Genomic DNA, 26,109 nt, shown 5'->3' on the forward strand with positions numbered 1-26,109 from the left:
CCTTGGCAAGGCGGGCAAAAGGCCGGTCGGTCAACGGTATTTTTCTGCTCGATAAACCGGGTGGAATGTCGTCAAACCGGGCGTTGCAAATTGTAAAACGGATCTATGGCGCAGCTAAGGCTGGCCATACGGGTGCATTGGATCCCCTGGCAACAGGGATGCTACCGCTTTGCTTCGGTGAAGCGACCAAGTTTTCCCAGTTCCTGCTGAATGCCGATAAACGCTACATTACCACGGCAAAACTGGGTCAAAGAACTGATACCAGCGATGCCGATGGTGAGGTGGTTGAAGAGAGGCCTCTACCGGAAAACCTCAGTGCAGCGCAGATTGATGAGCTGTTACAGCGGGAGTTTACTGGCTTAATTACCCAAGTGCCGTCGATGTTTTCGGCGCTTAAGCATAATGGGCAACCGCTCTATAAGCTGGCACGTCAAGGTATTCAGGTTGAAGTTAAAAGCCGTCAGGTGACGGTTTTCAGCATTGAGTTACTGGATTTCCGTGGTGATGAAGTCGATCTCGATATCCGTTGTAGTAAGGGCACCTATATCCGTTCGATTGTTCAGGATATGGGCGAGATGTTAGGTTGTGGAGCCCATGTTCAAATGCTCCGTCGGCTTGATTCTGGTCCTTATAAGGCTGAGGCGATGATGCCATTGGCTGAGCTAGAACAACGGGTCGCTGATATGGGTAGTGATGCGGCTTTGGAAGACATACAAATGTCTTTGGATGCGCTATTATTACCCTCTTGGAGTCCGGTTGCGGATACACCTGAAGTGTTGTTGTCTGATAGTCAAACCCGTGCCCTATGTAATGGTCAACGGGTGATGCTTGAAACCTTTGATGTACAGCCTTTGGTGCGCATTCGCGACAGCGCCAGTGATAAATTTCTGGGTATTGGCGAGATCGATGTTTATGGGCAGTTACTGCCTCGTCGCTTGATGAATACTCAGGATATATAATTGATATGTCTGTGCGGCTTCGGCGGCACGGGCGATATGACGTTGAACTGATAATATGCTCGGTACAACGCGACTATTAATCCACCACACTTTTATTCGTGGTGTGCATATTAATTTTGGAGTTATTTAAAATGGCATTATCTGTTGAAAAGAAAGCTGAGATCGTTGCTGAATACGCACGCGTTGAAGGCGATACTGGTTCTCCTGAAGTTCAGGTTGCACTGCTGACCCACAACATTGTTGGTCTGCAATCTCACTTTAAAGGTCACATCCATGACCACCATTCTCGTCGCGGTCTGATCCGCATGGTAAACCAGCGTCGTAAGCTGCTGGATTACTTGAAGAAGAAAGATGTAACTCGTTACGCTGATCTGATCAAGCGTCTCGGCCTGCGTCGTTAAGATAATGTTCCGGGGTCATCTTTGATGGCCCCGGTGCTTTTTAAGGTCTGCTAAAATAGAGATCTCTATATGCGTCTGTACTACGTTTTACACCAACCAGCCTGTACTCTGGTGTGTTCTGGTTTTGATCAGAGCCCAGCAGAGTACTGGCTATAAAGAGGCCGGTGTGACGTTGCACAGATATTTTTTTGTTTTGCATAAAGATAAGGAATTGTATCGTGCCACAAGCAATTACTAAGACATTCCAATACGGCAAGCATGAAGTCACTCTTGAAACGGGCCGCGTTGCTCGTCAAGCGAGCGGTGCTGTGTTGGTTACCATGGGTGGTGTACAGGTGTTATGTACCGTTGTGGGTGCTAAATCAGCCCGCGAAGGTCAAGATTTCTTCCCATTGTCAGTTCATTATCAAGAAAAATACTACGCTGTCGGCCGTATCCCTGGTGGTTTCTTTAAGCGTGAAGCGCGTCCGTCTGAAAAAGAAACGCTGACCTCTCGCCTGATTGACCGTCCTATCCGCCCACTGTTCCCTAAGGGGTACATGAATGAAGTACAGGTTATCTGTACGGTTATGTCTGCGGATAAGATCAACGATCCTGATATCGCTGCAATGATCGGTACTTCTGCTGCATTGGCTATCTCTGGTATCCCATTCCAGGGTCCAATCGGTGGTGCACGTGTCGGTTACACTGAAGCTGAAGGTTACTCCCTAAACCCAACTTACGAAGAACTGCAAACCTCTATGCTCGACATGGTCGTAGCCGGCACGTCTGATGCGGTTCTGATGGTTGAATCTGAAGCTCAGGAACTGTCTGAAGACGAAATGCTCGGTGCGGTTGTTTTCGCTCATCAGCAGATGCAAGTTGCTATCTCTGCGATCAACGAACTGGTTGCTGAAGCCGGTAAGCCTCGTTGGGAATATGCTCCAGAAGCGAAGAATGAAGCATTGATCGAACAGGTTCGTGCTGTCGTTGGTGATGATATCAATGCGGCTTACCAAACGGCTGACAAAATGGAGCGTCAGAACGCTCTGGGTCAAGCTCGTAGCAAAGCGGTTGAAACGCTGTGCGGTGAAGAGGGTCAACATTCTGCTGCTGAAGTATCCGGTATTTTCAAATCACTGGAAAAAGAGATTGTTCGGGGTCGTATCCTTGATGGTCAGCCACGTATCGATGGCCGTGACAGCAAAACTGTCCGTGGTATCGATGTTGAAGTTGACGTACTGAGTGGTACACACGGTTCTGCACTGTTTACCCGTGGGGAAACTCAGGCGATCGCTACCTGTACACTGGGTACTGCCCGTGATTCACAAATCATCGATGCGATCGAAGGCGAACGCCGCGATCCATTCATGTTGCACTACAACTTCCCTCCTTACTCTGTAGGTGAAGCGGGTCGTATGGGTTCTACTGGTCGTCGTGAGATTGGTCACGGTCGTCTGGCTCGTCGCAGTGTTGCTGCGGTTCTGCCGACACAGGAAGAGTTCCCGTACACTATCCGTATCGTGTCTGAGATCACTGAATCTAACGGTTCAAGCTCTATGGCCTCTGTTTGTGGTGCGTCTCTGTCTATGATGGATGCAGGTGTTCCATTGAAGGCACCAGTTGCGGGTATCGCAATGGGTCTGGTTAAGGAAGGCGAGCGTTTCACTGTATTGACCGATATCTTAGGTGATGAAGATCATCTGGGAGACATGGACTTTAAAGTGGCCGGTACTGAAGCGGGTGTTACCGCGCTGCAGATGGATATCAAGATCACCGGTATTACCGAAGAGATCATGGATATCGCGTTGGAGCAGGCTTATGAAGCCCGTGCTCACATCCTGAAAGAGATGGCTAAAGTCATTGGTTATGCGCGTCCAGAACTGCCGGACAATGCACCAGCCATGACACTGTTAGAAATCAACCCAGAGAAGATCCGTGATGTTATCGGTAAAGGTGGTGCAACCATCCGTGCCCTGACTGAACAGACTGGCGCGACGATCGATATCGAAGATAACGGTACTGTCCGTATCTACGCGGCTGATAAAGCAGCAGCGAAAGCGGCTGTGGATAAAGTACGTGAAATCACTGCTGAAGCTGAAGTGGGTAAAATCTACGAAGGTAAGGTTGTGCGTCTGGAAGAGTTCGGTGCATTTGTAAACATCCTGCCGGGTAAAGATGGTCTGGTTCACATCTCTCAAATTGCTAACAAGCGTATTGAGAAAGTGACCGATTACATCAAGATGGACGACACGGTTAAAGTTAAAGTAATGGAAGTCGATCCACGTGGCCGTATCAAACTGACCATGCGTGATCTAGAGCAAGATGAGTCTGTAGAATAAAGACTCATTAAGTGATTGAAAAAGCCCTGCCGATGCAGGGCTTTTTTGTGTCTGCTTGGTTTACACTAGTTAGAGCGTTATTACCGGGAGATAAGATGAAAAGACTACTAACGATGGTTTCTGTTTTATGGCTAGCCGGTTGTGGCGGTGATGAAGTGGGTGATGTATCGCTGGGGATACTGACAACCAAAGATATTAAGCTGAATGTGCTGGTGGATCCGGTTGTCACCGGGGTTACCTGTCATATTGCCAGTATCGAAGCGGATCTGGATTTTGCGGACCCGAGCGATTCGTCGATTGCTTGTCGTCAAACGGGGCCGATTACTGCGCAGATGATTGCTGCCATTGATCGCTCCAAGGATGGCGAGGTGGTGTTTCGTAAATCCAAGAGCGTGCTGTTCAAAACCATGAAAGTACGGCGTATTTTTGATCCACAATCACAAACCCTGATGTATCTTTCATACTCAACTAAAGAGATTAATGGCAGTTATAAACATAGCCTGTCTACCGTACCTTTATGGGGAACTTCAGCTTATCAATAGCCACTAATCCCCGTGCAGTTAGTCGTTATACGGCTGATCTGTATTGTTCCAGTCCGGCAATGGATGGTTGATATGCATGCTGGTCACTTCTGGCTAGTGCACGCAGTAGGCGTCCGGTAATACAGTTAAAACATTGTGGTCCATTTTTCTGGCAGAGAGAGTTAGCACAGGCATTGAGTAACAGTTCGTGCGCTGCCTGTTGTTGCACGCTGCGGATGGTTGAGAACAACTCTTGGCAGGTAACAATACCATGTTCAAGCAACTCCTCTACGGCGCTACCGCGCCATTCAGCAATAAGGTGGTTAGATAACCCGCTGTGTAGTTTTATCACTGGTTCTTTGCGTTCAAGCCAGGCATCAATTCTAAGTGCGTCCATGTTTAGCTTCCTGTTTATTTAATGATAATGATTCTCATTATGATTATTTGGGATGTTAATGCAACTGTTTTTTTAACCGCCATTATTCTGGGTCAGTGTCTGAGTAGATCAGAATATCAGCGTGACGAGAGTGTGTTGCCCAGTGGTTTGTGGCCTAGTCGTGGCGTTGTCGATCGTGTTAAACCGTTGTCGTATCAGGTCTTTGTATTGACTAGTTATGAGCTGCATATTTATTGCCCGCTAGCCTGCAGGCTATGAATAGCGGCCTTTACGGTAGTTGCCCCAATGTTATGCACAGGCTTGTGCGGTCGGTTCTGGGGATAACTTATTACCAAGATGGGCTGCTGTTAAGATGTTAGGTATAGGTGTTATGGGGGAGCCTTTAGGATCAAACTAAATACGCGTAGGTCGCGGGACAGGAGTAGATAATCGGTTGGTATAACGCTGTGCCCTTGTATTAACCTTAGGTAGAGGTCTAGTGTTCAGCAGTCTTAAAACAACCTTGCAAGCTAGGCTACCGCTATTTCAACTGATTGATGGAGCCTAATATGAGTGATGATACCGCCGCCAATAAAGCTAATGCCGTTGCATTTTATCGCACCGCTTATCTTGGTGATCCCAGCCGTGCGATAGCGCAATATGTGGGCGATCGTTACATTCAACATAACCCAGCGGTGGGGGATGGAAAGCAAGCGTTTATCGACTATTTTGATGAGATGGCTAGAGATTATCCCGGTAAGTCTATCGAATTCGTGCGTGCTATTGCTGAAGGGGATCTGGTGGCGTTACATACCCATCAGATTTGGCCAGGGAATGATCAATATGTAACGATGGATTTTTTCCGCTTTGATGAACAGGGCAAGATCGTTGAGCATTGGGATTCTATACAGGGTGTTCCCGCGGAGACTAAAAATGGTAATCCGATGTATTGATGTGAGGGGGCACTATGCCGAATGTTTAAGCAAGGGAAGCGAAAGCTTCCCCTTCAAGTGACTTGTCTTTAAGCGACTAGCCAGTGACACAGTAGGCTCTAGCTACTTTGCTTCTCGCGCATCACGCAATAGAGGCGAAAGCCATAGATCGTATATAAGCAGTTTAGAAAGCCAAACACGATATCAAACAGGCTGCGCAGTATCAGGGATTCGATACCCATGACTTGGAGCAGGGTTTCGATCAGTAGGTTACTACCGAGCAGAATAACAAACAGAACGGCCAGGCCATTGAGTAGTGGCCAGAAGTATTCAGAGGTATCTTGCCAGCTGTTTTTTAACGCGTCAGTGGGACTGGCTTTTTCGATCACACTGAAGTATTCGGCAAAGCCCCAACGGGTCATCACATAGACACCGGGAATAAAAAACAGCAGCAGACCTAGGGCGATACCAAAGGCGCCGAGGAGCTTGGTCAGAAAGAGCGGCCCCCAACGTTGTAGGCCGATCTTTAGGGCCTCTATGGTGCTGATGGGCTCCTTATTGACCACCGACTCGAGGTAGGCGATTGTTGCGCCGGCATAGAGTGGGAGAAAGATCAGACTGGCGAGGTAGAACATCAAGATTGAATCGTTCATCTCTGGGTTTTCTGGGTCGACTGATTGCATAGCAGTCATGCTAATCAGCGTGATCAGAATAATAAAGGGCAGCTGTATCCGCATGATTGGCTGCATATGGGCGCGGAAGAAGAACCAGGTTTGCTTTAGATAAGTGGCGATCATGCTGTATTTGTCACTCGTGTTTAGTGCGGTTGGGCCAGTAGTATCAACTTAAAGCTACCGTTGTCGGCGATAACCTCTATGGTTGAGAACAGTTTTTTAGCTTTTCGTTCAAGCGGTATATGTAGGTTTACCACAAAGCAGGCGATGCCGTCAGATTGTAGATGCCGGCGCGCTGCATTAAGGAAACGATCAGTCATATCACCTTCAACACTGAAGCCTTGATGAAAAGGAGGATTACAGAGTATCAGTGGATAGCGCTGGTCGATCTGTTCAGCGCAATCGGCCACAATCACGTCGCCATTAATGCGGTGCTGGCGAAAGTTTTCTTCGCAGGCCCGTAGGGCACCGGCATTATTGTCGGTCGCGGTGATTTTACAGCCAAGGGGTGCGCAATTCATCGCTAGATAACCATAGCCACAGCCGAGGTCGAGGGCGGTTTCCGGTGGTGTCGCGAGTCGTTCAGTGAATTGAGCGAGTTCTGAAATCAGAAAAGCACTGCCCTTATCGATCTTATTCCAACCATAAACACCGGGCTTACTGCTGTAATTGAAGTGCTCATCGCTGGCTACTTCACGTAGCTGAGTGTAATCCTGATCGTCCAGTAATTCGCTATCGGCAGCTCCCGGTGATTGCAGAATTCCCATCCAGGTATTTTTGTCTAACTTGGATTGCTCCATTTGCCCAGCGAATAGTTTTTTCGCTTTATCCAAATAGGTTTTAATACCTTCGTTTTTTAGTCCCGCGATGCTCAGTGTTCCGCCCGGTTTAAGGACGCGGATTGCCTGATTGATGACATGATGAACCACGGGTTTCTCTTTCGACACCCGGTAGATAATGCTATCTACACTGTGATCCGCATAAGGGTTGAAATCAAAATCGGAAAATTGGCTATGCCAACCGGCGCCGTCTAGTTGCTGACATAGATCGAAGCGGTTGCTAATGACCGTGACCGCCTGATTTACCTTGCTGGTTTGATTGAGCAGGTTTTCATCGGCAACCCAAAGGGCGGTGCCGCTGGCATTATCCAGTTGCGGTTTTAAGAGGGCAAAGGCTGTGTCAGTCATCAGAATGATTTCGCTTCGGCTTCAGTGAGAAAACGGTATTCACCCGGTTCTAGGTCTTCATCTAAGCGGATATGACCAATCTGCTCCCGGTGCAAGGCGGTGACCTTGTTACCCATGGCGGCGAACATGCGTTTAACTTGATGATAACGCCCTTCATGCAGGGTGACTCTCGCCTGAGTAGCAGACAAAATTTCAAGCTCGGCCGGCAGGGTCGGCTTATCTTCGTTACGCAGGGTAATGCCTGCCGCAAACTGCGTGACATAATCAGGGGTGATTGGCTCTGCTGTGCTAACGAGATAAACTTTATCGCATTGGTGTTTAGGCGAAGTAACGCGGTGCGACCATTGGCCATCGTTGGTGATCAATACGAGTCCAGTGGTGTCGATATCTAAGCGTCCAGCCGGATGCAGATCGCGGATGGTGACTTGTTCCAAGAGGTCGATAACGGTAGGGTGCTCGCTGTCTTCAGTCACGCAGACGGTGCCCTGAGGCTTATTCAGCATTAAATATTTCGGGCCAGGGGCCGCAACCTCATGACCTTCGAGTGTCACTTGATCATCGCTGAGAACTTTGTAGCCGTGATCCTGACAAGGCTGACCGTTCACCTCGACATTCTTACATTTGATCTGCCGTTTAACTAGGCTGCGGGGTAAACCGGTTGCCTGACTTAGATATTTATCCAGTCGCATTGAATTTCATCTGCCTGTTATCGAAAAAGAGCTAGTATACCGGTACTCGTCAGAATGCAATAGGGCTGGTAATCAGCTAATATACGCCGTTCCAATATCGATTCATTACCATTAACTGTGTGACTGCCTGTGAAGCTCTTTGTAGATAACCTTACCAATGTTGATTTTTCTTACTTGCATCCGCAGCGAGGCTTGCTGGGTGAGTCCTGGCTAGTACAGCTGGTGCTCGATGGTGAGCTGAATGAGGAGGGGATGATTTGCGATTTTGGTATCGTTAAAAAAGCGGTTAAGCATTGGTTTGATAACAGTATCGACCATGCGTTAGTGGTGCCGACTGGGATGGCGAACCTACATTCAGAGCTACTGAATGGCGAAACAACGGTCAACTGGCGTTATCCCGCGGGTGGTGAGTTCTACTGTCGTTCGCCAGAACAGGCGATCGTGCTGGTGGGTATCGATGAAATTAACGAGCTTAGCTTGGCGGCTTGGTGTAATGCCCAGCTCTTGGCGCTATTCCCCGATGAGGTGAAAGGGCTAGAGATTAGTTTTGTACCGGAAGCAATCAACGGCGCATTTTATCATTACAGTCATGGTTTGCAGCAGCACGATGGCAATTGCCAGCGGATTGCCCACGGTCATCGTTCACGTATTGAGGTCTTTTTAGATGGGCAGCGGGATACCGCAGCAGAACAGCAGTGGGCGAAAACCTTTAACGATATCTATATCGGTACTCGCGGCCACCTTGTGAGTGCGAACGATGAAGTGCATCACTATTGCTATGATGCCCCACAGGGTGAGTTTGAGATTCGCTTGCCTGCGCGTCACTGTTATTTGATTGATACTGAAACCACTGTGGAGCAGATCGCTTGTCATCTTGCGGCGCAGGTTAAGTTATCCCACCCTTCTCGAGAGGTCATGGTGAGAGCGTTTGAAGGTGTGGGCAAAGGTGCGATTGCGACAGCCTGATATAGGCTTAGCTTGAGGTGAATGTCTGACGCATGAAAGGGTGAATGACAGACATAAAAAAACGCGGCTATTGGGCCGCGTTTTTTTGTTACAACGGTTTAGCTACGTTCAATCGCAACTGCTGTACCCATGCCACCACCGATACACAGTGTTGCCAGACCTTTCTTAGCATCGCGGCGTGCCATTTCGTGCAGCAGAGAAACGAAGATACGGCAGCCTGAAGCACCAATTGGGTGACCCAGTGCAATCGCACCACCGTTAACGTTAACCAGCGTGGTGTCCCAGCCAAGTTCTTTGTTAACTGACATGGCTTGAGCTGCGAAAGCTTCGTTCGCTTCAACCAGTTCTAGATCATCAACAGTCCAGCCGGCTTTCTCAAGGGCTTTCTGAGTAGCACAGATTGGGCCTGTACCCATGATAGATGGATCAACACCAGCAGACGCATAAGCTTTGATGGTTGCCAGTACAGGCAGACCCAGCTCAGCCGCTTTCTCAGCAGAGCATAGGATAACGGCCGCAGCACCATCGTTGATAGTTGATGAGTTACCAGCGGTTACTGTGCCATCTTTTTTGAAGGCTGGACGCAGTTTACCCAGTGCTTCTGCCGTGACGCCAAAACGTGGCTGCTCATCGGTATCAAATACAATAGGATCGCCTTTGCGCTGAGGAATCACAACCGGAATGATCTCATCTTTGAACTTGCCAGAGGTGACGGCTGCTTCAGCTTTGTTTTGAGAGGCTGCGGCAAAAGCATCCTGCTCTTCACGGGTGAAACCGTATTTATCGACAATGTTCTCCGTGGTGATACCCATGTGATAGTCGTTGAACGCATCCCACAGGCCATCTTTGATCATGGTATCAACCATTTTCCAGTCACCCATGCGAGTGCCTTGGCGAGAGTTTGGCAATATATGACCAGAGATGCTCATATTCTCTTGGCCGCCGGCAATGATGAATTCAGCATCGCCACAACGAATAGCTTGAGTAGCTAGTTGAATCGCTTTCAGACCAGAACCGCACACTTTGTTAATGGTCATTGCAGAGACTTCAATCGGCAGACCCGCGTTAACAGCGGACTGACGTGCAGGGTTTTGACCACAACCGGCAGTCAGTACCTGACCGAGAATGACTTCATCAATCTGGTCGGCGGCAACACCGGATTTTTCCAGCAGACCTTTAATAACAATCGAGCCAAGCTCGCTGGCAGGAACGGATGACAGGGAACCATTAAAACTACCTACAGCCGTACGGCCGGCAGCTACAATAACAACATCACGCATGATTATTCCTCTTGCTTATAAGATTGCTGCAGAAGTGTAGTCACACACCGTGACGAATTGATGGCAGGTCAGTCTGAAACCTGACATTGAGTACTCTACAGCTGTTTTTGTAATCATTTTTATTTGTGCAGTGCAGTACATCATAGACAAAAGGCAACTGCAATGGGGTTAGCCCTGAGGGCGACACTAACCAATAAATAAATGTCACCGGTCACAGAATCTAACAGGTGTTTGACGAATAGCCAAGCAGACTTAAGGTGGAGATGGGGCGGGAATGGGTAATACTAGGATCAGGTGCCGCCCGAAGGGGCACCTGATAACGGTTCAGAGGTCGAGCATCATATTGTCGATAAGACGGGCTTTGCCTAGGTAGGCGGCAGCAACTAAAACGAGTTCGGTATCGTTACTGTCGGCTGGCTGCAAGTCATGACGTTTAGATATGCAGTAGTAATCCCGCTTAAAACCGGCTTCTTCTAATCGGGTTTGCGCTTCTTCTTGCAGATTTAGATAATCCCGTCGACCTTCGGATATTTGCGCGATAGTGGCGCGAATAGTTTGGTTGAGGACTGGTGCAATGGCGAGTTCTTCAGGTGTCAGATACGCGTTCCGGGAACTCAGCGCTAGATTACTTTGCGCTCGGGCGATAGGGGAGCCCTGAATCTCGACCGGTAGGAATAAGTCTTCTGCCATCCGGCGAATCACCAGTAACTGTTGAAAGTCTTTTTCACCAAAGATGGCGACATCGGGTTGAACAATACCGAACAGCTTACAGACAACGGTTGCGACGCCGCGGAAATGTCCAGGACGGGTGGCACCGCAATGAATGTCTGAAATCCCCGGTACTTCAATCAGCGTTTGTATCACCTGACCATTGGGGTACATCTCTTTAATGGTCGGAGCGAATAGATAATCGCAGCTCGCCAACTCAAGTTTCTCTTGGTCGGCTTCGAGTGTGCGCGGGTATGCATCGAGATCTTCGTTCTCACCAAACTGCAGCGGATTAACGAAGATGCTGGCAACGGTGATGTCAGCATGATTATTCGATTGTTGGATCAGTTGGATATGACCCGTATGGAGGTTGCCCATCGTTGGCACAAAACCGATACGTTTGCCCGCACGACGCTCCGCGCCGAGTGCTTCACGCAGCTCGGCGATAGAATGGATAGTTTTCATGGTTTATTCGAATCCGTGTTCCGGGCCGGGGAAAGTGCCTGCCTTAACTTCTTCGGCATAGGCTTTAAAGGCACCGGCGATATCGTTGCTTTGCGACATAAAGTTTTTTACAAACTTAGGGCTGCGTCCCGGCGTGATGCCTAGCATATCGTGCATCACCAGCACTTGGGCGTCTGTTGCGGCGCCGGCGCCGATACCGATAACGGGAATATCAACGGCTTGCGTGATTTCACCGGCTAGCAGTGACGGAACGCATTCCAGTAACAGCATTGCTGCACCGGCTTGCTCTAGACGCACAGCATCTTCGATCATCTGTTTGGCGGCATCATTGTCGCGTCCTTGAACTTTGTACCCGCCCAGCACGTTGACCGCCTGTGGGGTAAGTCCTAGGTGAGCGCAAACGGGAATGCCGCGCTGCGCCAATAGGGCGATGGTTTCGTCCAGCCAAGCGGCACCTTCTAGTTTGACAATATGGGCACCCGCTTGCATCAATGCAGCGGCGCTGTCCATAGCCTGTTCCGGCGTGCCATAACTCATGAAGGGCAGATCAGCCATGATCATGGAACCCTGATTGCCCGCTTTTACAGCCGCCGTGTGGTATGCCATCTCTTCGACGGTAACCGGAAGTGTACTATCGTTGCCCTGCAGTACCATGCCCAGGGAATCGCCCACTAACATCACCTCAACACCCGCGGTGCTGATAAGGTGAGAGAAACAGGCATCATATGCAGTCAGAACTGCAAATTTTTCACCGGCCTGTTTCCGCGCCATTAGGGTATGAAGGGTAATGCTGCTCATAAGAGAACCTGCTTATTTATTACTCACACGGGTGGGGATTATACCTAGGCCTTTTAGGATTAACTATTATCTATTAAGCATAGGCAGCAAAAACGTTATAACCTTATGTTTTATAACATGTTTTGTTTGACTAGATTGGCTCCAACGTACCGTTTTCACAGTGTTCAAGGCAGTTAGCGAGGCTTATCTGGTTGGGAATATGCACTTCAGGTGCGATTTCAGCCAGAGGGTAAAGCACAAAATTACGTGCTTGAATAAAAGGGTGTGGCACGGTTAATCGCTCGCTGCTGATCTGTTGATCACCATAAAGTAGTAGATCTAGGTCGAGGGTACGTGGTCCCCAATGTTGAATTCTCACCCGCTGATGTTGCTGTTCAATCGCCTGTAAGGCATCAAGGAGTTCAATGGGTGAAAGGGTCGTTTCGACGCTGGCGACGGCGTTGATATAGTCTGGTTGGCCGGGCGGGCCAACCGGGTCGCTGCGATAAAGGCTGGAATGTACCAGCGCGCGACAGTGGTCTAAACGTTCAAGTTCAAGCAGGGCGGTGGCAACCTGAGTTACGGGGTGCTGTAGGTTGCTACCGAGGCCGATATAACAGCGGGTCCATGTTTCGGTGGATGAAGACTCAGCCATTGTTCTGCTCGGGCTTTTTAGCCGGGCTGCGGCGACGTCGGCGCCTCTTGGGTGCCTCGTCTTTAGGTACTTCGCGGGACATATGACTGCGGATTTGTGGATTTTGAGTCTGGTAGTCCGTCCACCACTTACCCAAACCTTCGAGATCTTCGCCGCTGTTTTCGCGCAGCATTAATAGATCATAGGCCGCTCGGAAGCGCGGGTGTTCCATGAGTCGGTCGGCGCGTTTACCTTGACGGCGTGGCAGGCGGAACTGTAATTCCCAAATCTCGCGGATCGGGGTAGAAAAGCGCCGAGGAATAGCGGTTTGTCGAATCTGTTCAGAAATGATCTGATTGGCAGCTTCATGCATCGCCGGAACGGTGTGCATGCCATCATTCTTTTGTAACTGGGCCATCCTTCGCTGCATTGGATACCACAGTAACGCAGCAAACAGAAAGGCAGGGGTAACGCTCTTATTCTGCTGTAAGCGTCGATCGGTGTTCTGTAAAGCATTCAGTATTAGCGGCTCGACCGGTTGGCCTTGTGGGTCATCGAGACACTCAGCCGTTTGCCGGAAGACATGTTCCAGTAGGCCGTATTTACGGAACTGGCGAAAGGACTCAACGCCATGGCCAGATTGAAAGATTTTCAAGGTTTCATCGAACAGCCGTGCTGGAGCGATATCCTTCAGCAGATACCCTAACTCATATAGGGGGGCTTCGGTTGCCGGTTCAATGGTGAAGCCAAGCTTGGCGGCAAAGCGCGCCGCCCTGAGCATGCGTACCGGGTCTTCACGGTAGCGTGAGTCCGGATCGCCAATCATTCTTAGCGTGCGGTTCTGCAGATCATTAAAGCCGTTAGTGAAATCATAAACGCAGTGATCTTTAGGGCAGTAATAGAGGGCGTTAACGGTGAAGTCGCGTCGTAAGGCGTCCTCTTCGATAGTGCCATAAACATTATCCCGAACGATCATGCCGCTATCATTCTGGCGGCCATGTTCACCATCGCTATTCTTGGGCTGGCTATCATGGCTGGCGCGGAATGTGGCGACTTCGATCATGTCTCGGCCAAAGCGTACATGCAGCAATTTAAAGCGTCGACCGATCAGTCGTGAGCGGCGAAAAATGGCATGCGCCTGTTCGGGAGTGGCATTGGTGGCGACATCGAAGTCTTTCGGTTCCTTATCCATGAGTAGATCACGGATGCAGCCGCCCACTAGATAGCCTTCATAGCCCTCATCCTGCAAGTGGTATGCTGTTTTCATCGCCGCATCGTTTAGCTGTCGGCGGGGAATCCGATGGATCTCTTCAGAGATAAGCACGGGGCCACTTTGGGGTTGGCTGGCTTTGCCGGCGGATTGCTTTCGATTACTGCCGAATAGTTTACGGATAAACGAGCCTATAGGTGATGAGTTCTTGTCCATAGCTTACTGAGATGCTTACACAGAAATAAGAGCGCAGAATAATAGCACAAAATACAATCAAAAAACGTAGTAAAAGCCGTAGTTTATCGGATCTTTGATGCAGTATGGATTGGGAGATTTGGCTGGGTAAAAGGAGATGGGTAAGCTGATCGCTTTTAGACAACAACTCAGTATTAGCTTGTTGTTTTTATTTCTAATAGCACTGATTCGGGACCGTTGTATTGGGTGTCAATTCAGCGATCAGCTTGTAGAGCCTCATTTTTATTTTTATTCGAGGCAAGATACTTATCAACTAATAATCTGGGTTTTATTTTTATTATGATTATTAGCAGTAAGTGTTTTTTTCTTCTTGATCTAAATATAGCACTTGCTGTGCCAGCTTTATTAACTATATGTTTTTATTGTTATTTTTTGTTTTTGGCGTTTATTTGTTACCCGGTGTTACCTGTGGGGGTAACAAAAAACGTTACCTTTATACACATGCTGCATCTGCTTGGTGGGGGAAAAGTAACACTTTTGAGTAACCTTTGTACGACCAAATGATGCCCGCCGCTGTTTTACTCTTTTGGTTTGCGGGGAATCCCCAGTTTTTGTCGTCGCTCCCATAAGCACTTTCGGCTGACGCCTAACTTTTTGGCCAGTTTGGTTTCGCTCATGCTGTCTTGGTTTTCCAGTACAAAGCGCTGAAAGTAATCATCCAGAGAAAGATTTTGCTCGGGACGTCGTTCCCTCGATTCGCTTTCCGCGACCAAGGAGTTGCCGCTGGCAAAGCTTGATTCTAGTTTAGCCAGTGAGTCAGGTTCGATGTCGAGACCCAATAGATCGGTGGTGATCATATGATCCTCAGCCAGAATAACTGCCCGCTCGATGGCGTTCTGTAACTCTCGCACATTACCGGGCCATTGATAGCGAATCATGGTGGTACAGGCATCATCACTGAATTTGAGCAAAGGTGAGCCGAGCTTTTCGCAGCTTCGCTGAAGGAATTGCTGGGCAATTTCGATGATATCTTCGCCTCGTTCACGCAGCGGTGGCATCTGTAACTCCATGACATAGAGTCGATAATACAGATCCTCTCGAAACTCGCCGGTTTTTGCGAGTGCTTTTAGGTTGCGGTGGGTAGCGGCAATAAGCCGGACGTCTACATTGATCGATTTGACTGAACCTACACGACGGATCTCACTTTCCTGCAAGAAGCGGAGCAGTCGGGCTTGAGCTTCCAGCGGTAGCTCACCAATCTCATCGAGAAACAGCGTACCGCCATCGGCTGCTTCAATTAGACCATTGCGGGTCGCATCAGCGCCGGTAAATGCGCCTTTCTCATGACCAAAGAGTTCTGATTCGATCAGGCTTTCTGGAATAGAAGCACAGTTGACTGAGACCATTGGCGAACTGGCGCGGGCGCTCTGCTGGTGAATCGCTCGAGCGGCGAGTTCTTTACCGGTGCCTGATTCGCCTTGAATCAACACCGTGGCATCGGTACCGGCGACTTTCTGGATGCGGCTGAACAGGTTTTGCATTGCCGGGCAGTTGCCGACCATTTCGTTGCTGCTGTTCGGGCGTGCATTTCCTTTAGGACTGGCGGTATTGTCATCATCACCGCGAAGCTTGATGATGTTGGCGATGGTTTCTAGGATCTCATCGTGATCAAAGGGCTTGGCGATATAATCCACGGCCCCCATCTTCATCGCATCGACTGCTGAGCGCATGCTGGCGTAACTGGTCATAATAACCACGGGCACGGCTTTGGCGAGATTGATCAGATCGGTCCCGGGCGCGCCGGGCAGACGTAGATCACTAATGATCAGATTATAATCATTGAGATTAAACTGGCTGGTTGCTTCGTCAACGGATCCAGCATCGTCAACGGTGTAACGGTTGCGCTCCAACAGTCGTCGGAGGGCGGAACGTATAATAGATTCATCTTCTACGATCAGAATGCGGCTCATTCGGTTTACCTTTGCTTCTAGTCCTCGGGTCTGCAGATGTTTGTTTATGCTACAAACTTAATTCTGCTAAGTGACCGGGAGGGTGATAACCACCTGAGTGCCATTATTCTGATTTTTATTGGCGGGACTCACTACGTTAATACTACCATAATGCTCTTCGATGATGTTATAGACCAATGACAGCCCTAATCCAGTGCCTTTGCCCGGGTCTTTGGTGGTGAAAAAGGGTTCAAATAGTTTGTTAATGTGCTCCGGTGAGATGCCGCTGCCTTCATCATTGATGGTGATGACCACGGAGTTATTGCCGGGTGTCGCTTCAAGCCATACGGCCCCTTGATCCGGAGAGGCATCGCAGGCATTGTTGATGAGGTTGATAAACACCTGCATTAATCGCTGTGGGTCACCACTGATATGAACCGTACTATCAATGTTGTTGCTCAGTTTGAGCGCTCGCCCGCGACTGTCCATCGATACGAGGTGTAACGCCTCATCAGTTAATTCTTTTAGATTGATGCTTTCTAGATGTTGTTGACTATCGCTCTGACCTGAGTGGGCGAAACGGACTAATGATTGCACGATGCGAGTGATGCGCTGTGTTTGGGTGACGATCTGTTCGGCGCTTTCCAGAATATAGGGGTCTTCCGTCTCATATTTTAGATTTTGCGCGAGGCAGGCGATACCGGTCACGGGATTGCCGATTTCATGGGCAACACCGGCGGCAAATCGGCCAATGGATGCGAGCCGCTCGTTATGGGTTAGTCGATTGACCAGCAACTGGTTCTCGGTTTCGTTCTCCAGCAGGATGACCATTGACTCAGAGTCATCGGCAAGATTGGCCTTGTGCAGACTTAACCAGCAGTTTTCGCCATCAATGAGCAGATGTTGTGACAGTAGGTGGTTGGTTTCTTCGCGAGAGAAGCTATCCAGCAACTCCCCCAAGGCGCGGGTAGGCTGATCAGTTTGCGGGTTAGCACGCTGGAGTTCTTTTGTCCGGTAAAGTGTTCCATCTCTTCATTCCAGAACATAATCTGTCCTTTCTCATCTAGCGAGCAGGCCCCGACAGGTAAACGCTGCAATGTCATGCGGTGATGGCGGCGTAGGTTATCTAACTCTGCGGCCAAACCGCTGAGGCGGGTTTGATAGGTTTCTAATTGCGCTTCTAACAGATGAATATCCCGGGTACGATATTCATCGACAGGGCCGGTTTGCAGCTGCTGGTTTAGCAACGTGCTGGCTTCTACTGGGCCAAACAGTGCGCTCAAGCGGCTTTCGATATGGGTTCGCAGTCTAACGAGATCGATGGCGTTGAGTTCGCCGCTGAGCAGGTTGAGCTCTTTGAGGGCGTGGTCTATTTCGCGTTGAGCAGTAGTACTGCCTAATCGTGGACTAAGCAGGTCGACTAATTCATCGCTGTGGTTGATGTTGAGCTGAGGGCCGACTGGGCGCTGCAAACTGTTGTGTAGGCAGGCACTCGCACTGGCGATCTCTTCCTGAGAACTGCGCGTGAGAATAGACGCGAGTAGAAATACTATGATATTGGCCGATAGCGCGTAGATGGCAATCTGGTGCCAGTTTTTATCGTCCAGAATGACCGCCTCCGCATTGAAGGCGTCCCCCCCGAGTAATCCGGTTAACATGGAAATAATCCAGATCGCCATACCCGCGGTTAGTCCTAGGCAGAAGCCGTTACGGTTGGCTCCGGGCCAGAACAGTGTCGCGAGAATACCCGGTAGAAACTGCATAAAGGTAATAAAGGCCAGTGTGCCTAGCCAATGCAAATTGTAGTTCAGGCCTACTTCACTGTAGAACAGATAACTGCTGAGCATCATCACCACGATCAGGATGCGTCTTAGCCAGAGTAAGCGGGAATATAAGCGGTCGGTCGCCAGGGGCGGTGTGAATGGTAAAATTAGATGATTTTGCAGCATCGAGGCGATCGAAATAGTGGCAACAATAATGATCCCGCTGGCTGCCGTTAAACCGCCGATAAACGCAAGGGTGGTGAGAAAGTTGGAGTCGAGCTGAATACCGAGGTTGAGAATAAGAAAGGCTGGTTGATCGGCGATGCCCAGTTTGATACCGGCCCACAGAATAGGTGGCACCGCCAGCGCCATAATTAGTAGGTAGAGCGGTATGCCCCAGCTGGCTTTGTGCAGGCTGTTGGATGATGTGTTTTCGGTAAACATCATATGGAAGGTGTGCGGCATCACAATAATGGCGGAGAAAAAGCCCAGTAACATCGTGCGCCACATATCGCTGTCGAGTGGCGTGTCGAAAATTGCCAACTCTTGTGGGTTTTGTTGCAACCAGAGTTCTAGGCCGCCGGGGCCATCCATCACATTAAATAACGCATAGAGGGCGATGGTCACCATGGCAAATAGTTTAATCAGTGAGCCGGTGGCCATAGCGACAATCAGTCCGGTGCGGTTATAGCGCAGCGACGGATTGCGGGCACCGACGAGAATGGCGAACAGTGCAATCAAGGTGCAGAAGCCGATGGCGATCTGGTCGGAAGAAAAATCTTGGTTAAGAATATGTAGTGAGTCGGATACCGCCTGAATCTGAATCGAGATTAGAGGCAGAATTGCAATCAGAGAAAAGAGCGCCGTTAGGGTGCCTGCGGTTGCTGAACGGAAGCGGAAAGCGAATAGGTCGGCTAGTGAGCTGAGTTGGTAAGTCCGGGTGATGCGTAAAATTGGAATCAGTATTACCGGGGCGAGAAAGAAGGCGCCCGAAGCGCCTAAATAGGAGGCAAGGAAGCTATAACCGGACTCTTTTGCTAGCGCGAAGGTGCCGTAAAAAGTCCAGACGCTGGTAAATACGCCGAGCGATAGCACGTAGGTGATCGGGTGGTAGATGATGCGTTTTGAAATCCAGCCACGCTCGGTAATATAAGCGGTGCCAAAGAGCGCGGTCAGGTACGCAATGGCGATGAATATCAGTTCCGTTAAATTAAAATTCATCGCTGCGCCGTCTCCTTTCGAGAATAGCAATAATCAGGATTAGGGCTGCCCAGATAATAAAGGGACGATACCAAGGGGTAGCGGAGTCGGGCCACCATTGATCGAGCAGGGGTGACAAAAGATAACCGCCAATCACTAGCACGATGAGAACGCGGTAAAAATGCATCAGTTATCCTCCAAAATAATGCCCATGCGCTTGGGAATGGCGTTGATATCCCAGTGCTCGATAGCCCATGCAAGGCACTCATCGAGACGACAATCGTTCAATTCGGCCACCGGTTGTTGACCCAGAAAAACCAAGGCGCGAATAATCTGTTGGCGTGCCTGATGGGCATCGAGTGCCGGAGCCAGTGTTTGTTTACTGAATTTTTGGCCTTGGGTGTTGGTAGCGACTGGAATATGAGCATAGATGGGCTGAGGATAGCCCAGTTGTTGCTGTAGGTGTATCTGTTTCGGTGTTGAGTCGAGCAGATCTGAGCCACGAACAATATGATTAATCTGTTGCGCGGCATCGTCAACAGTGACGGCCAGTTGGTAGGCGAAGAAACCATCACGGCGAAAGATAACGAAGTCTTCGTTCTGTCCGATGGCGGGTTGCGGCCCTTGAATCAGATCATCAAATGAATAATGTTGGCTGCAGATGCTGCGAATAGCACAGTGCGACGATTGCGGCGGATGGCTGTGACAATAACCATCATAATGGCTGCCGCCGGTGCGTTGGCGAATTTGTTGTCGCGAGCAATTGCAGGGATAGGCAAGCTGGTGAGAGAGAAGCTCTGTTAAAACGTCATTATAGATCGCCAGACGGTCGCTTTGACGAATAACCGGGCCATGCCATTCAAAACCAAACTGTTCTAGGGTGTAGAGGATGCTATCAGTTGCACCTTTAACTACGCGGGGAGTGTCTAGGTCTTCGATGCGAACAAGCCAGTGGCCATTGTGTGCGCGAGCGTCAAGGTAGCTGGCAAGTGCAGCCAAAAGAGAGCCAAAATGGAGCGGGCCGGTGGGTGAGGGGGCGAAACGACCTGTATAGACCATTGCAAAAGCGGCTGACCATGAGCCAGCCGCGGAGGGTCAAATACCGAGCTGCTTCTCTTTGATCTCAGCCAGTGTTTTGCAATCAATACAAAGCGTTGCAGTTGGACGTGCTTCCAGTCGACGCACACCGATTTCTACGCCACAGGCTGAACAGTAACCATAATCATCATCGTCGATGGTTTCCATCGCTTTTGAAATCTTATTGATTAACTTACGTTCCCGGTCACGAGTACGCAGTTCGAGGCTAAATTCCTCTTCCTGACTGGCTCGATCGCTAGGGTCGGCAAAGTTGGTTGCTTCTTCCTGCAGGTGGTTTACGGTACGGTCAACCTCTTCCATTAGTTCCTGTTTCCAGGCGTTCAGGATTTGGCGGAAATGATCTTTTTGAGCATCATTCATGTACTCTTCGCCTTCCTTAATCGGATAGGGCTCAAAGTGGGTGAACTGTGTTTCTTGATTCGGCATAGTTCTGCCTCGCTTCTCTCTCAACAGGTCGGGCAACCGTGCCCGAACGCTTCTACCAACGGCTTTGATGCTGAAGGTGTTTTAAACCATTCATCAGAAGGGAGCTGAAGTTACCAGAACCTTTGGGTTAGCACCAGCCCCCCAGATCAAAAAACTATTTTTGTTGTGATGCCAGCCTATTTGTTGATTTAGTCACGCTGTTGTGAACGTTGACTTCTTGGAAGCTGCACAACTATTCACTATAGCAGTGATTCGCGGCTTTATAGCATTGCTTCGGTGTTCTGTTGACCTAGGAGTTCTGCGTTACAGATATGACTAATGTATAATCACGGCCATTCAAAAAAATCGTCTACAGGAGAGCCGCCTGTCATGAATAATTGGTCGGATCGGGTCGCTGATATTGAGTCCTTTAAAGTAATGGATTTGTTGAAGCGTGCGAAAGAGTTGGAAGCTCAAGGGCATGATGTGGTGCATATGTGTGCCGGAGAGCCGGATTTTGCCACGCCGGCACCGATTGCCGAAGCGGGCATCGCTGCGATAAAGGATGGGCATACACACTATACGCCGGCAGCGGGGATTCCATCGTTACGGGAAGCGATTGCTGGCTTTTATCAGCAGCGTTACGGCCTGAATATTCCGGCTGAACGGATTATCGTCACGGCAGGTGCTTCGGGTGCGTTATTGATGGTGTTTGCGACTCTCGCAAACCCAGGTCAGACCTTTATGATGGCGGATCCGGGTTATCCCTGTAACCCTCGCTTCCTTCGCCTGCTTGAAGCCCGTGGTCAGTTAGTGCCGGTTGAAGCCGCCGATAATTATCAATTGACGCCAGCGTTGATCGAACAACATTGGCAAGCCAATACTGCTGGTGTATTGCTGGCATCGCCCTCGAACCCTACTGGCAGCGTGGTACCTCGGGAACAGCTCGAACTTATTGCTCAAACGGTTAAAAGCAAGGGTGGGCAGCTGGTGGTCGATGAACTCTACCATGGCCTTACCTATGGTTTTGATGCGACCTCAGTGCTGTCGGTAGATCAGGATGCATTTGTCCTCAATAGTTTTTCTAAGTATTTCGGCATGACCGGTTGGCGGTTGGGCTGGACTGTTGTGCCGGAGTCCGCCGCGGCGGATATCGAACGGCTGGCGCAAAACCTATTTATCTCTCCATCGACTATTGCCCAGCATGCCGCATTGGCTGCGTTTCGTCCGGAGACTCTTGAGATCTTGGAACAACGGCGGGAAATCTTTAGAGAGCGTCGAGATCTGTTGGTGAACGGCTTACGCGCGCTAGGCTTTGGCGTGCCACTGATGCCCGAGGGCGGCTTTTATGTTTATGCCGATGCCTCTCGCTTTACCGATAATACCTTCGATTTTTGCTGGCAACTGTTAGAGCAAGATAAGGTTGCGGTGACACCGGGTATCGATTTCGGTGATTATCTGGCGAATCGTTATATTCGCTTCTCCTATACCACCGGGGTGGCTCAGATCGAAAAAGCTTTGGCGCGTTTGCAGCAGAGGCTTAGCTGATGCAGCTTGAGAAGATGCAGTCCGGGCGGCTGATTAAACGCTATAAACGTTTTTTGGCAGATATCGTGCTGGATAGTGGTGAGCAATTGACGGTGCACTGCCCTAATACCGGCTCGATGAAAAACTGTGCCGACCCTGACAGTTTGGTGTGGATTCAGGATTCGGGTAACCTAAAACGGAAATACCTGTTTGGTTGGGAGTTGGTGCAAGTGGAGGGGCGTTTTTGGGCCTGTATCAACACGGGCCGGGCAAATGCCTTGATTCGGGAAGCGATTGAGTCCGGTGTTATTACGGAACTGCAAGATTATCAGCAGATTCGTCAGGAAGTGAAATACGGCGATGAAAATAGCCGTATCGACCTATTATTAGAGAGCGCCCAGCGGCCACTGTGTTATGTTGAAATTAAAAATGTCACCCTGTTGGAAGAGAATGGCATTGGCTCATTTCCCGATGCGGTCACGACCCGAGGCGCTAAGCATCTTCGCGAATTAATGCTAATGGTGTCACAGGGGCATCGGGCGGTGTTGATGTTTTGTGTTCCTCATACCGGCATTACACAGGTGCGCCCGGCGGATCATATCGATCCTGTCTATGGTCGCTTACTCCGTGAGGCCGCGGCTGCGGGGGTTGAAATTTATGCTTATGGTGCCAGTATCACACCGCAGCAGGTGACCATCAGCCACTCGTTACCGGTGTGTCTGTGATTATAGTTGTATACAGATCTGCCCCTCAATTACCTCAAAGCTGACCGGCACCAGCTTGGCGCCCGTGCAGGGGCCTGCAATACACAGGCCCTGATCAATGGTGAATAGCGCGCCGTGAGTTGAGCATTGAATAAACTGTTTTTCCACATCAAGAAAAGTATCGGGCATCCACTCCAGCGGAATTCCCTTATGTGGGCAGCGGTTCTCGTATAGATAAATGCATCCTTTGCGGTTAACCGCGAAGAGTTTGCGTTCATTTAGCTCAATTCCCTTCGTGCTGTTTTCAGGCAATTCACTGATGGGTAATAACGGTGTAACTGTAGTCATGGTGAATCCGTTTAATGATCCTATGAGAAAATATCAGACAGTTGTGTTGATACTGCTATTATAATCGCCAACTTTTGTTACCAATCCTAGCTTATAACCACTAGCTTATAAAAAATGTGACCTAAATCTGTGAACAGCCTGCTGGCCGCTCTATTAAAGTGGCGTATTTTTATTTTGACCATTGGGGTGTCGGGTGTTGTTCATCTGGCCTTGATCGGTGGCTGGTTGGCAGCATGGGAAGCACCTCATTTGAGTGGGCAGGAAGGACTGACGATCAGCGTGACGGCTCCGGCCGCAGACGCTTCGGTTGAAGCGGTCGTACCGACTGGTGTCGAAAAATCATCATTAGCTGCGGCAAAACCGGCTTCGATTACCGCTGATAATGATGTTAGCGCGTCGTTCACAGTGGCACCTGTGCCTAATCGGGCGCCTAAACCGGTGAGTCCCCAAGGGGCTGATAGCACGCTAGCCGATGATGTGCCGTCAAAACCGAAACAGAGTAAAGCCTTAGAGGATCGGGTATTAGCTGCAGGGTTGGCAACCAAGGCGTTAGAAACAGAGGCGATAGAGCATACGGACGCGACAAGCCCACGGCGAGAGAAACCGCTGACGCAAAAAAAAGTGACGCAGGTTTCACCGCAGAGTGCGTCATTAACAGAAAAAACTATAACTGAGCCGCCGATCTCTGAGCCGTCCGTATCGGAGCGGCGGAGCCCTGCGGTAGCTTCGACAGCCGTCACTGGCGCGCCGCCGCAATCGTTAACCTCGTCAGGTATGCCGCTGCTGCAGTCTCAACCGGCATTTCGAACCCCGCCGCAGCCCCCAATATATCCCCGTTTGGCCCGTAAGCGTGGCATTGAAGGACGGGTGATGTTGCAGGTGATGATTGATCGTAACGGGCGGGTTACAGGGCAGCAGGTGGAACGCAGCTCGGGATCTGAGTTACTTGATCGGGCGGCCCAGAAAGCGGTGCAGTATTGGCAGTTTGTGCCAGCACAGCAGCACGGTATGGCGGTGGCCTCCTATGTGCGGGTGCCAATTGATTTTGTTTTGGAGAAGCATAAATGAGTCATCGCAGCGTGGTATGGGGGTTAGGCTTATTGTTGCCATTGGTGATGCTGTTGTCGCTACTGACCGGCCCGGTGTCACTGGATTTAACGACCGTGTTTGAGCCCTCAATTGCGGCGCAAGTGTTCTGGCAGTTACGGGTGCCCCGCCTATTGCTCACCCTATTAGCCGGCGGTTTATTAGCGATTACGGGGGCGGCGGCTCAATCGCTGTTTCGTAATCCACTGGCTGATCCCGGCCTTATTGGTATTTCGGCGGGGGCTGCCCTGAGTGCCGGAGTGATGATGGTGTTACTGGGCAGTTCAGTCTATCTACTGGGGGGGCTGATGTTGCCGCTGGCTGCGTTCGTCGGCGGTGTTTTAACCACGCTGCTGGTGGCGCGGTTATCGGTGACGCTGCAAGGGGTTTCTGTGACCAATATGCTGCTCTGTGGTATCGCCATCAATGCGATCGCCTTGGCCGGTCTCGGTGGTTTGAAATATTTAGCGGAAGATCAGCAGTTGCGTCAATTGAGCTTCTGGTTATTAGGTAGCTTGAATCATAGCCGCTGGCAAGATCTGTTGGTGCTCTCGGTGGCCGCTGTGCCGGTGTTATGGTTGCTGCCTCGTTATGGGCAGAAGCTTAATTTGCTCTTACTAGGCGAGGAGCAAGCGAGTCTGCTGGGGTTGGATGTGGTGCGCTGTAAGCGCGCCATGATTCTGCTTATTGCTCTTGGTGTTGGTTCAGTGGTGGCGATGACCGGCATTATTGGTTTTGTCGGCTTGGTGGTGCCGCATTTAGTGCGATTACTGACAGGGCCCGACAATCGTCGCTTACTGCCGTTAGCCGCGTTGTTAGGGGCGATTCTCTTGACGGTCGCCGATATTGTTTCGCGCTTATTGGTGTCGCCGGCAGAATTGCCGGTGGGTATTGTCACCGCGCTGGTGGGTGGGCCATTCTTCCTGCTGTTGCTAACCCGGGGTAAGCGGGAGTTGCGCGTATGTTAACGGCATCGGGTATCGGCTTGACGCGTAGCGGCAAAACCTTGCTGGAGGATATTAGTCTTGAGCTGAAGGCCGGTGAGGTGACGGTATTGCTGGGGCCTAATGGTGCGGGGAAATCGACCCTATTGGGTTTGTTGTCGGGGCTGCAATCACCGGATAGCGGCAGCGTTCGCCTTAATCAGCAGTTAATCAGCGAGATTGATCCACAGCAACGAGCGCGTTTTCTGGCAATGTATACCCAGCAACAGCCGCTTAACTTCCCCTTCTTGGTGGAAGAAGTGGTTGCCTTGGGCTGTTATCCGCTGATGTTGGATGCGGCACAGACCGCTGCTCGAGTCGCCAGTTGTCTCGCTCAGTTTGAGCTTGAGGCGCTGGCCCAGCGAGACTATACCTCACTCTCCGGCGGTGAACAGCAGCGGGTACAAGTTGCCCGAGTATTGGCGCAGACCGGAGCTGATTGTCAGGTGCTATTGTTGGATGAGCCGGTGAGCGAGATGGATTTGAAATATCAACAACTGTTGTTGCAGCGTATTCGGGCTGGGGCGGATCGTGGTGTGGCGGTGTGTTGTGTCTTGCATGATTTGAACCTTGCGGCGCAGCTGGCCGATAGGGTGGTACTGTTACAGCAAGGGCGGATGTTTGGCGCTGGGCCGGTTGCAACGGTGATGAACGCCCCTGATCTCAGTCAACTGTATGCTGTTTCGGTAAGTCAGGTAACCACCGACCCCCGGCCGGTGTTTGTCAGTACCCCGTAGGTAAGGGTATTCGC

27 protein-coding genes are annotated in these 26,109 nt (G+C 50.2%); 11 read left to right on the forward strand and 16 right to left on the reverse strand.

The genetic code is table 11. The features are described from left to right. Positions 1 to 2: 2 nt before the first annotated feature. The 4 genes from truB (at position 3) to AC0L4K_RS00150 (ending at position 4,223) form a co-directional block, all read left to right on the forward strand. A complete protein-coding gene (truB, locus tag AC0L4K_RS00135) occupies positions 3 to 959 on the forward strand; it encodes a tRNA pseudouridine(55) synthase TruB (protein ID WP_473267810.1) in 957 nt (318 codons plus the stop codon). Between the two features lie 131 nt (positions 960 to 1,090). After that, entirely contained in the window at positions 1,091 to 1,360 is a 270-nt protein-coding gene (gene rpsO / locus AC0L4K_RS00140) for a 30S ribosomal protein S15 (protein WP_126159729.1), read from the forward strand. Between the two features lie 218 nt (positions 1,361 to 1,578). Beyond that, on the forward strand, positions 1,579 to 3,681 hold the full coding sequence (gene pnp, locus AC0L4K_RS00145; protein WP_473267811.1) for a polyribonucleotide nucleotidyltransferase: 2,103 nt from the start codon (positions 1,579 to 1,581) through the stop codon (positions 3,679 to 3,681). 95 nt (positions 3,682 to 3,776) lie between these two features. Next, a complete protein-coding gene (locus AC0L4K_RS00150) occupies positions 3,777 to 4,223 on the forward strand; it encodes a CreA family protein (protein WP_417227447.1) in 447 nt (148 codons plus the stop codon). A gap of 25 nt (positions 4,224 to 4,248) precedes the next feature. On the opposite strand, the gene AC0L4K_RS00155 is transcribed toward AC0L4K_RS00150, so the two are convergent. Next, positions 4,249 to 4,599 (reverse strand): hypothetical protein, encoded by a 351-nt coding sequence (locus tag AC0L4K_RS00155; protein WP_417227445.1) that lies wholly within the window; start codon positions 4,597 to 4,599, stop codon positions 4,249 to 4,251. 548 nt (positions 4,600 to 5,147) lie between these two features. On the opposite strand from AC0L4K_RS00155, the gene AC0L4K_RS00160 reads away from it, so the two are divergent. Next, positions 5,148 to 5,531, forward strand: a complete 384-nt coding sequence (locus AC0L4K_RS00160) for a nuclear transport factor 2 family protein (RefSeq protein WP_473267813.1) — start codon at positions 5,148 to 5,150, stop codon at positions 5,529 to 5,531. A 98-nt stretch (positions 5,532 to 5,629) separates the two neighbouring features. On the opposite strand, the gene AC0L4K_RS00165 is transcribed toward AC0L4K_RS00160, so the two are convergent. The 3 genes from AC0L4K_RS00165 to rsuA are packed head-to-tail and all read right to left on the reverse strand — an operon-like array spanning position 5,630 to position 8,060. Next, entirely contained in the window at positions 5,630 to 6,307 is a 678-nt protein-coding gene (locus tag AC0L4K_RS00165) for a hypothetical protein (RefSeq protein ID WP_417227441.1), read from the reverse strand. A gap of 20 nt (positions 6,308 to 6,327) precedes the next feature. Further along, entirely contained in the window at positions 6,328 to 7,371 is a 1,044-nt protein-coding gene (locus AC0L4K_RS00170) for a methyltransferase (RefSeq protein WP_473267814.1), read from the reverse strand. Beyond that, positions 7,371 to 8,060 carry a 16S rRNA pseudouridine(516) synthase RsuA gene (gene rsuA / locus AC0L4K_RS00175; RefSeq protein WP_473267815.1) on the reverse strand — a complete coding sequence of 230 codons (690 nt, stop codon included), beginning with the start codon at positions 8,058 to 8,060 and terminating at the stop codon, positions 7,371 to 7,373. The genes AC0L4K_RS00170 and rsuA overlap by 1 nt, the downstream gene beginning before the upstream one ends. A gap of 129 nt (positions 8,061 to 8,189) precedes the next feature. On the opposite strand from rsuA, the gene AC0L4K_RS00180 reads away from it, so the two are divergent. Further along, complete coding sequence (locus AC0L4K_RS00180) at positions 8,190 to 9,026, forward strand: 6-carboxytetrahydropterin synthase (RefSeq protein WP_473267817.1); 837 nt, start codon at positions 8,190 to 8,192, stop codon at positions 9,024 to 9,026. Positions 9,027 to 9,124: 98 nt separating this feature from the next. Here AC0L4K_RS00180 and AC0L4K_RS00185 read toward each other — a convergent pair whose 3' ends face one another. The 11 genes from AC0L4K_RS00185 to dksA all read right to left on the reverse strand — a co-directional run bounded on the left by AC0L4K_RS00185 (position 9,125) and on the right by dksA (position 20,731). After that, positions 9,125 to 10,306: an acetyl-CoA C-acetyltransferase gene (locus AC0L4K_RS00185; RefSeq protein ID WP_417227433.1), complete on the reverse strand. Its 1,182-nt coding sequence runs from the start codon at positions 10,304 to 10,306 to the stop codon at positions 9,125 to 9,127. Between the two features lie 324 nt (positions 10,307 to 10,630). Continuing rightward, on the reverse strand, positions 10,631 to 11,479 hold the full coding sequence (gene panC / locus AC0L4K_RS00190) for a pantoate--beta-alanine ligase (protein WP_473267818.1): 849 nt from the start codon (positions 11,477 to 11,479) through the stop codon (positions 10,631 to 10,633). A gap of 3 nt (positions 11,480 to 11,482) precedes the next feature. Beyond that, a complete protein-coding gene (panB, locus tag AC0L4K_RS00195) occupies positions 11,483 to 12,277 on the reverse strand; it encodes a 3-methyl-2-oxobutanoate hydroxymethyltransferase (protein ID WP_473267819.1) in 795 nt (264 codons plus the stop codon). 130 nt (positions 12,278 to 12,407) lie between these two features. Continuing rightward, positions 12,408 to 12,911: a 2-amino-4-hydroxy-6-hydroxymethyldihydropteridine diphosphokinase gene (gene folK / locus AC0L4K_RS00200; protein WP_473267820.1), complete on the reverse strand. Its 504-nt coding sequence runs from the start codon at positions 12,909 to 12,911 to the stop codon at positions 12,408 to 12,410. Then, entirely contained in the window at positions 12,904 to 14,316 is a 1,413-nt protein-coding gene (gene pcnB, locus AC0L4K_RS00205) for a polynucleotide adenylyltransferase PcnB (RefSeq protein WP_473267821.1), read from the reverse strand. The genes folK and pcnB overlap by 8 nt, the downstream gene beginning before the upstream one ends. A gap of 557 nt (positions 14,317 to 14,873) precedes the next feature. Beyond that, on the reverse strand, positions 14,874 to 16,265 hold the full coding sequence (locus AC0L4K_RS00210) for a sigma-54-dependent transcriptional regulator (RefSeq protein WP_417227423.1): 1,392 nt from the start codon (positions 16,263 to 16,265) through the stop codon (positions 14,874 to 14,876). A 66-nt stretch (positions 16,266 to 16,331) separates the two neighbouring features. Continuing rightward, positions 16,332 to 17,195: a sensor histidine kinase gene (locus AC0L4K_RS00215; protein WP_473267822.1), complete on the reverse strand. Its 864-nt coding sequence runs from the start codon at positions 17,193 to 17,195 to the stop codon at positions 16,332 to 16,334. Then, on the reverse strand, positions 17,114 to 19,228 hold the full coding sequence (locus AC0L4K_RS00220) for a PAS domain-containing protein (protein ID WP_473267823.1): 2,115 nt from the start codon (positions 19,226 to 19,228) through the stop codon (positions 17,114 to 17,116). Before AC0L4K_RS00220 ends, AC0L4K_RS00215 begins: the two co-directional genes overlap by 82 nt. Next, positions 19,218 to 19,394, reverse strand: a complete 177-nt coding sequence (locus AC0L4K_RS00225; RefSeq protein WP_215953262.1) for a hypothetical protein — start codon at positions 19,392 to 19,394, stop codon at positions 19,218 to 19,220. Before AC0L4K_RS00225 ends, AC0L4K_RS00220 begins: the two co-directional genes overlap by 11 nt. Then, a complete protein-coding gene (gene gluQRS / locus AC0L4K_RS00230; protein ID WP_473267824.1) occupies positions 19,394 to 20,266 on the reverse strand; it encodes a tRNA glutamyl-Q(34) synthetase GluQRS in 873 nt (290 codons plus the stop codon). The genes AC0L4K_RS00225 and gluQRS overlap by 1 nt, the downstream gene beginning before the upstream one ends. Before the next feature lie 36 nt (positions 20,267 to 20,302). Next, on the reverse strand, positions 20,303 to 20,731 hold the full coding sequence (gene dksA, locus AC0L4K_RS00235; protein ID WP_303580518.1) for an RNA polymerase-binding protein DksA: 429 nt from the start codon (positions 20,729 to 20,731) through the stop codon (positions 20,303 to 20,305). Between the two features lie 369 nt (positions 20,732 to 21,100). Here dksA and AC0L4K_RS00240 point away from each other — a divergent pair, with 369 nt between their 5' ends. After that, positions 21,101 to 22,258 carry a pyridoxal phosphate-dependent aminotransferase gene (locus tag AC0L4K_RS00240; RefSeq protein ID WP_473267825.1) on the forward strand — a complete coding sequence of 386 codons (1,158 nt, stop codon included), beginning with the start codon at positions 21,101 to 21,103 and terminating at the stop codon, positions 22,256 to 22,258. Beyond that, complete coding sequence (gene sfsA / locus AC0L4K_RS00245; protein ID WP_473267827.1) at positions 22,258 to 22,962, forward strand: DNA/RNA nuclease SfsA; 705 nt, start codon at positions 22,258 to 22,260, stop codon at positions 22,960 to 22,962. Before AC0L4K_RS00240 ends, sfsA begins: the two co-directional genes overlap by 1 nt. On the opposite strand, the gene AC0L4K_RS00250 is transcribed toward sfsA, so the two are convergent. Further along, positions 22,963 to 23,289 carry a Rieske (2Fe-2S) protein gene (locus AC0L4K_RS00250; RefSeq protein ID WP_417227413.1) on the reverse strand — a complete coding sequence of 109 codons (327 nt, stop codon included), beginning with the start codon at positions 23,287 to 23,289 and terminating at the stop codon, positions 22,963 to 22,965. Between the two features lie 129 nt (positions 23,290 to 23,418). Between AC0L4K_RS00250 and AC0L4K_RS00255 the strand changes: the two genes are divergently transcribed. The 3 genes from AC0L4K_RS00255 to AC0L4K_RS00265 are packed head-to-tail and all read left to right on the forward strand — an operon-like array spanning position 23,419 to position 26,095. Further along, positions 23,419 to 24,357, forward strand: a complete 939-nt coding sequence (locus AC0L4K_RS00255; RefSeq protein WP_473267828.1) for an energy transducer TonB — start codon at positions 23,419 to 23,421, stop codon at positions 24,355 to 24,357. Next, the gene (locus tag AC0L4K_RS00260; protein WP_473267830.1) at positions 24,354 to 25,343 is read left to right on the forward strand and encodes a FecCD family ABC transporter permease; all 990 of its coding nucleotides are present in this window, start codon (positions 24,354 to 24,356) and stop codon (positions 25,341 to 25,343) included. The genes AC0L4K_RS00255 and AC0L4K_RS00260 overlap by 4 nt, the downstream gene beginning before the upstream one ends. A 38-nt stretch (positions 25,344 to 25,381) precedes the next feature. Further along, a complete protein-coding gene (locus tag AC0L4K_RS00265; protein WP_473269184.1) occupies positions 25,382 to 26,095 on the forward strand; it encodes a heme ABC transporter ATP-binding protein in 714 nt (237 codons plus the stop codon). Positions 26,096 to 26,109: the final 14 nt, after the last annotated feature.

It is taken from the genome of Amphritea sp. GJ51-11 (assembly GCF_055808735.1).

Coding starts and splice junctions, on each gene's coding strand:
- AC0L4K_RS00260 (WP_473267830.1), top strand. CDS start 24,354: ATGAGTCATCGCAGCGTGGTATGGGGGTTAGGCTTATTGTTGCCATTG.
- pcnB (WP_473267821.1), bottom strand. CDS start 14,316: ATGGACAAGAACTCATCACCTATAGGCTCGTTTATCCGTAAACTATTC.
- AC0L4K_RS00165 (WP_417227441.1), bottom strand. CDS start 6,307: ATGATCGCCACTTATCTAAAGCAAACCTGGTTCTTCTTCCGCGCCCAT.
- AC0L4K_RS00150 (WP_417227447.1), top strand. CDS start 3,777: ATGAAAAGACTACTAACGATGGTTTCTGTTTTATGGCTAGCCGGTTGT.
- AC0L4K_RS00250 (WP_417227413.1), bottom strand. CDS start 23,289: ATGACTACAGTTACACCGTTATTACCCATCAGTGAATTGCCTGAAAAC.
- AC0L4K_RS00240 (WP_473267825.1), top strand. CDS start 21,101: ATGAATAATTGGTCGGATCGGGTCGCTGATATTGAGTCCTTTAAAGTA.
- AC0L4K_RS00155 (WP_417227445.1), bottom strand. CDS start 4,599: ATGGACGCACTTAGAATTGATGCCTGGCTTGAACGCAAAGAACCAGTG.
- AC0L4K_RS00225 (WP_215953262.1), bottom strand. CDS start 19,394: ATGCATTTTTACCGCGTTCTCATCGTGCTAGTGATTGGCGGTTATCTT.
- AC0L4K_RS00210 (WP_417227423.1), bottom strand. CDS start 16,265: ATGAGCCGCATTCTGATCGTAGAAGATGAATCTATTATACGTTCCGCC.
- AC0L4K_RS00160 (WP_473267813.1), top strand. CDS start 5,148: ATGAGTGATGATACCGCCGCCAATAAAGCTAATGCCGTTGCATTTTAT.
- panB (WP_473267819.1), bottom strand. CDS start 12,277: ATGAGCAGCATTACCCTTCATACCCTAATGGCGCGGAAACAGGCCGGT.
- panC (WP_473267818.1), bottom strand. CDS start 11,479: ATGAAAACTATCCATTCTATCGCCGAGCTGCGTGAAGCACTCGGCGCG.
- AC0L4K_RS00220 (WP_473267823.1), bottom strand. CDS start 19,228: ATGAATTTTAATTTAACGGAACTGATATTCATCGCCATTGCGTACCTG.
- sfsA (WP_473267827.1), top strand. CDS start 22,258: ATGCAGCTTGAGAAGATGCAGTCCGGGCGGCTGATTAAACGCTATAAA.
- AC0L4K_RS00185 (WP_417227433.1), bottom strand. CDS start 10,306: ATGCGTGATGTTGTTATTGTAGCTGCCGGCCGTACGGCTGTAGGTAGT.
- rsuA (WP_473267815.1), bottom strand. CDS start 8,060: ATGCGACTGGATAAATATCTAAGTCAGGCAACCGGTTTACCCCGCAGC.
- dksA (WP_303580518.1), bottom strand. CDS start 20,731: ATGCCGAATCAAGAAACACAGTTCACCCACTTTGAGCCCTATCCGATT.
- AC0L4K_RS00170 (WP_473267814.1), bottom strand. CDS start 7,371: ATGACTGACACAGCCTTTGCCCTCTTAAAACCGCAACTGGATAATGCC.
- rpsO (WP_126159729.1), top strand. CDS start 1,091: ATGGCATTATCTGTTGAAAAGAAAGCTGAGATCGTTGCTGAATACGCA.
- gluQRS (WP_473267824.1), bottom strand. CDS start 20,266: ATGGTCTATACAGGTCGTTTCGCCCCCTCACCCACCGGCCCGCTCCAT.
- folK (WP_473267820.1), bottom strand. CDS start 12,911: ATGGCTGAGTCTTCATCCACCGAAACATGGACCCGCTGTTATATCGGC.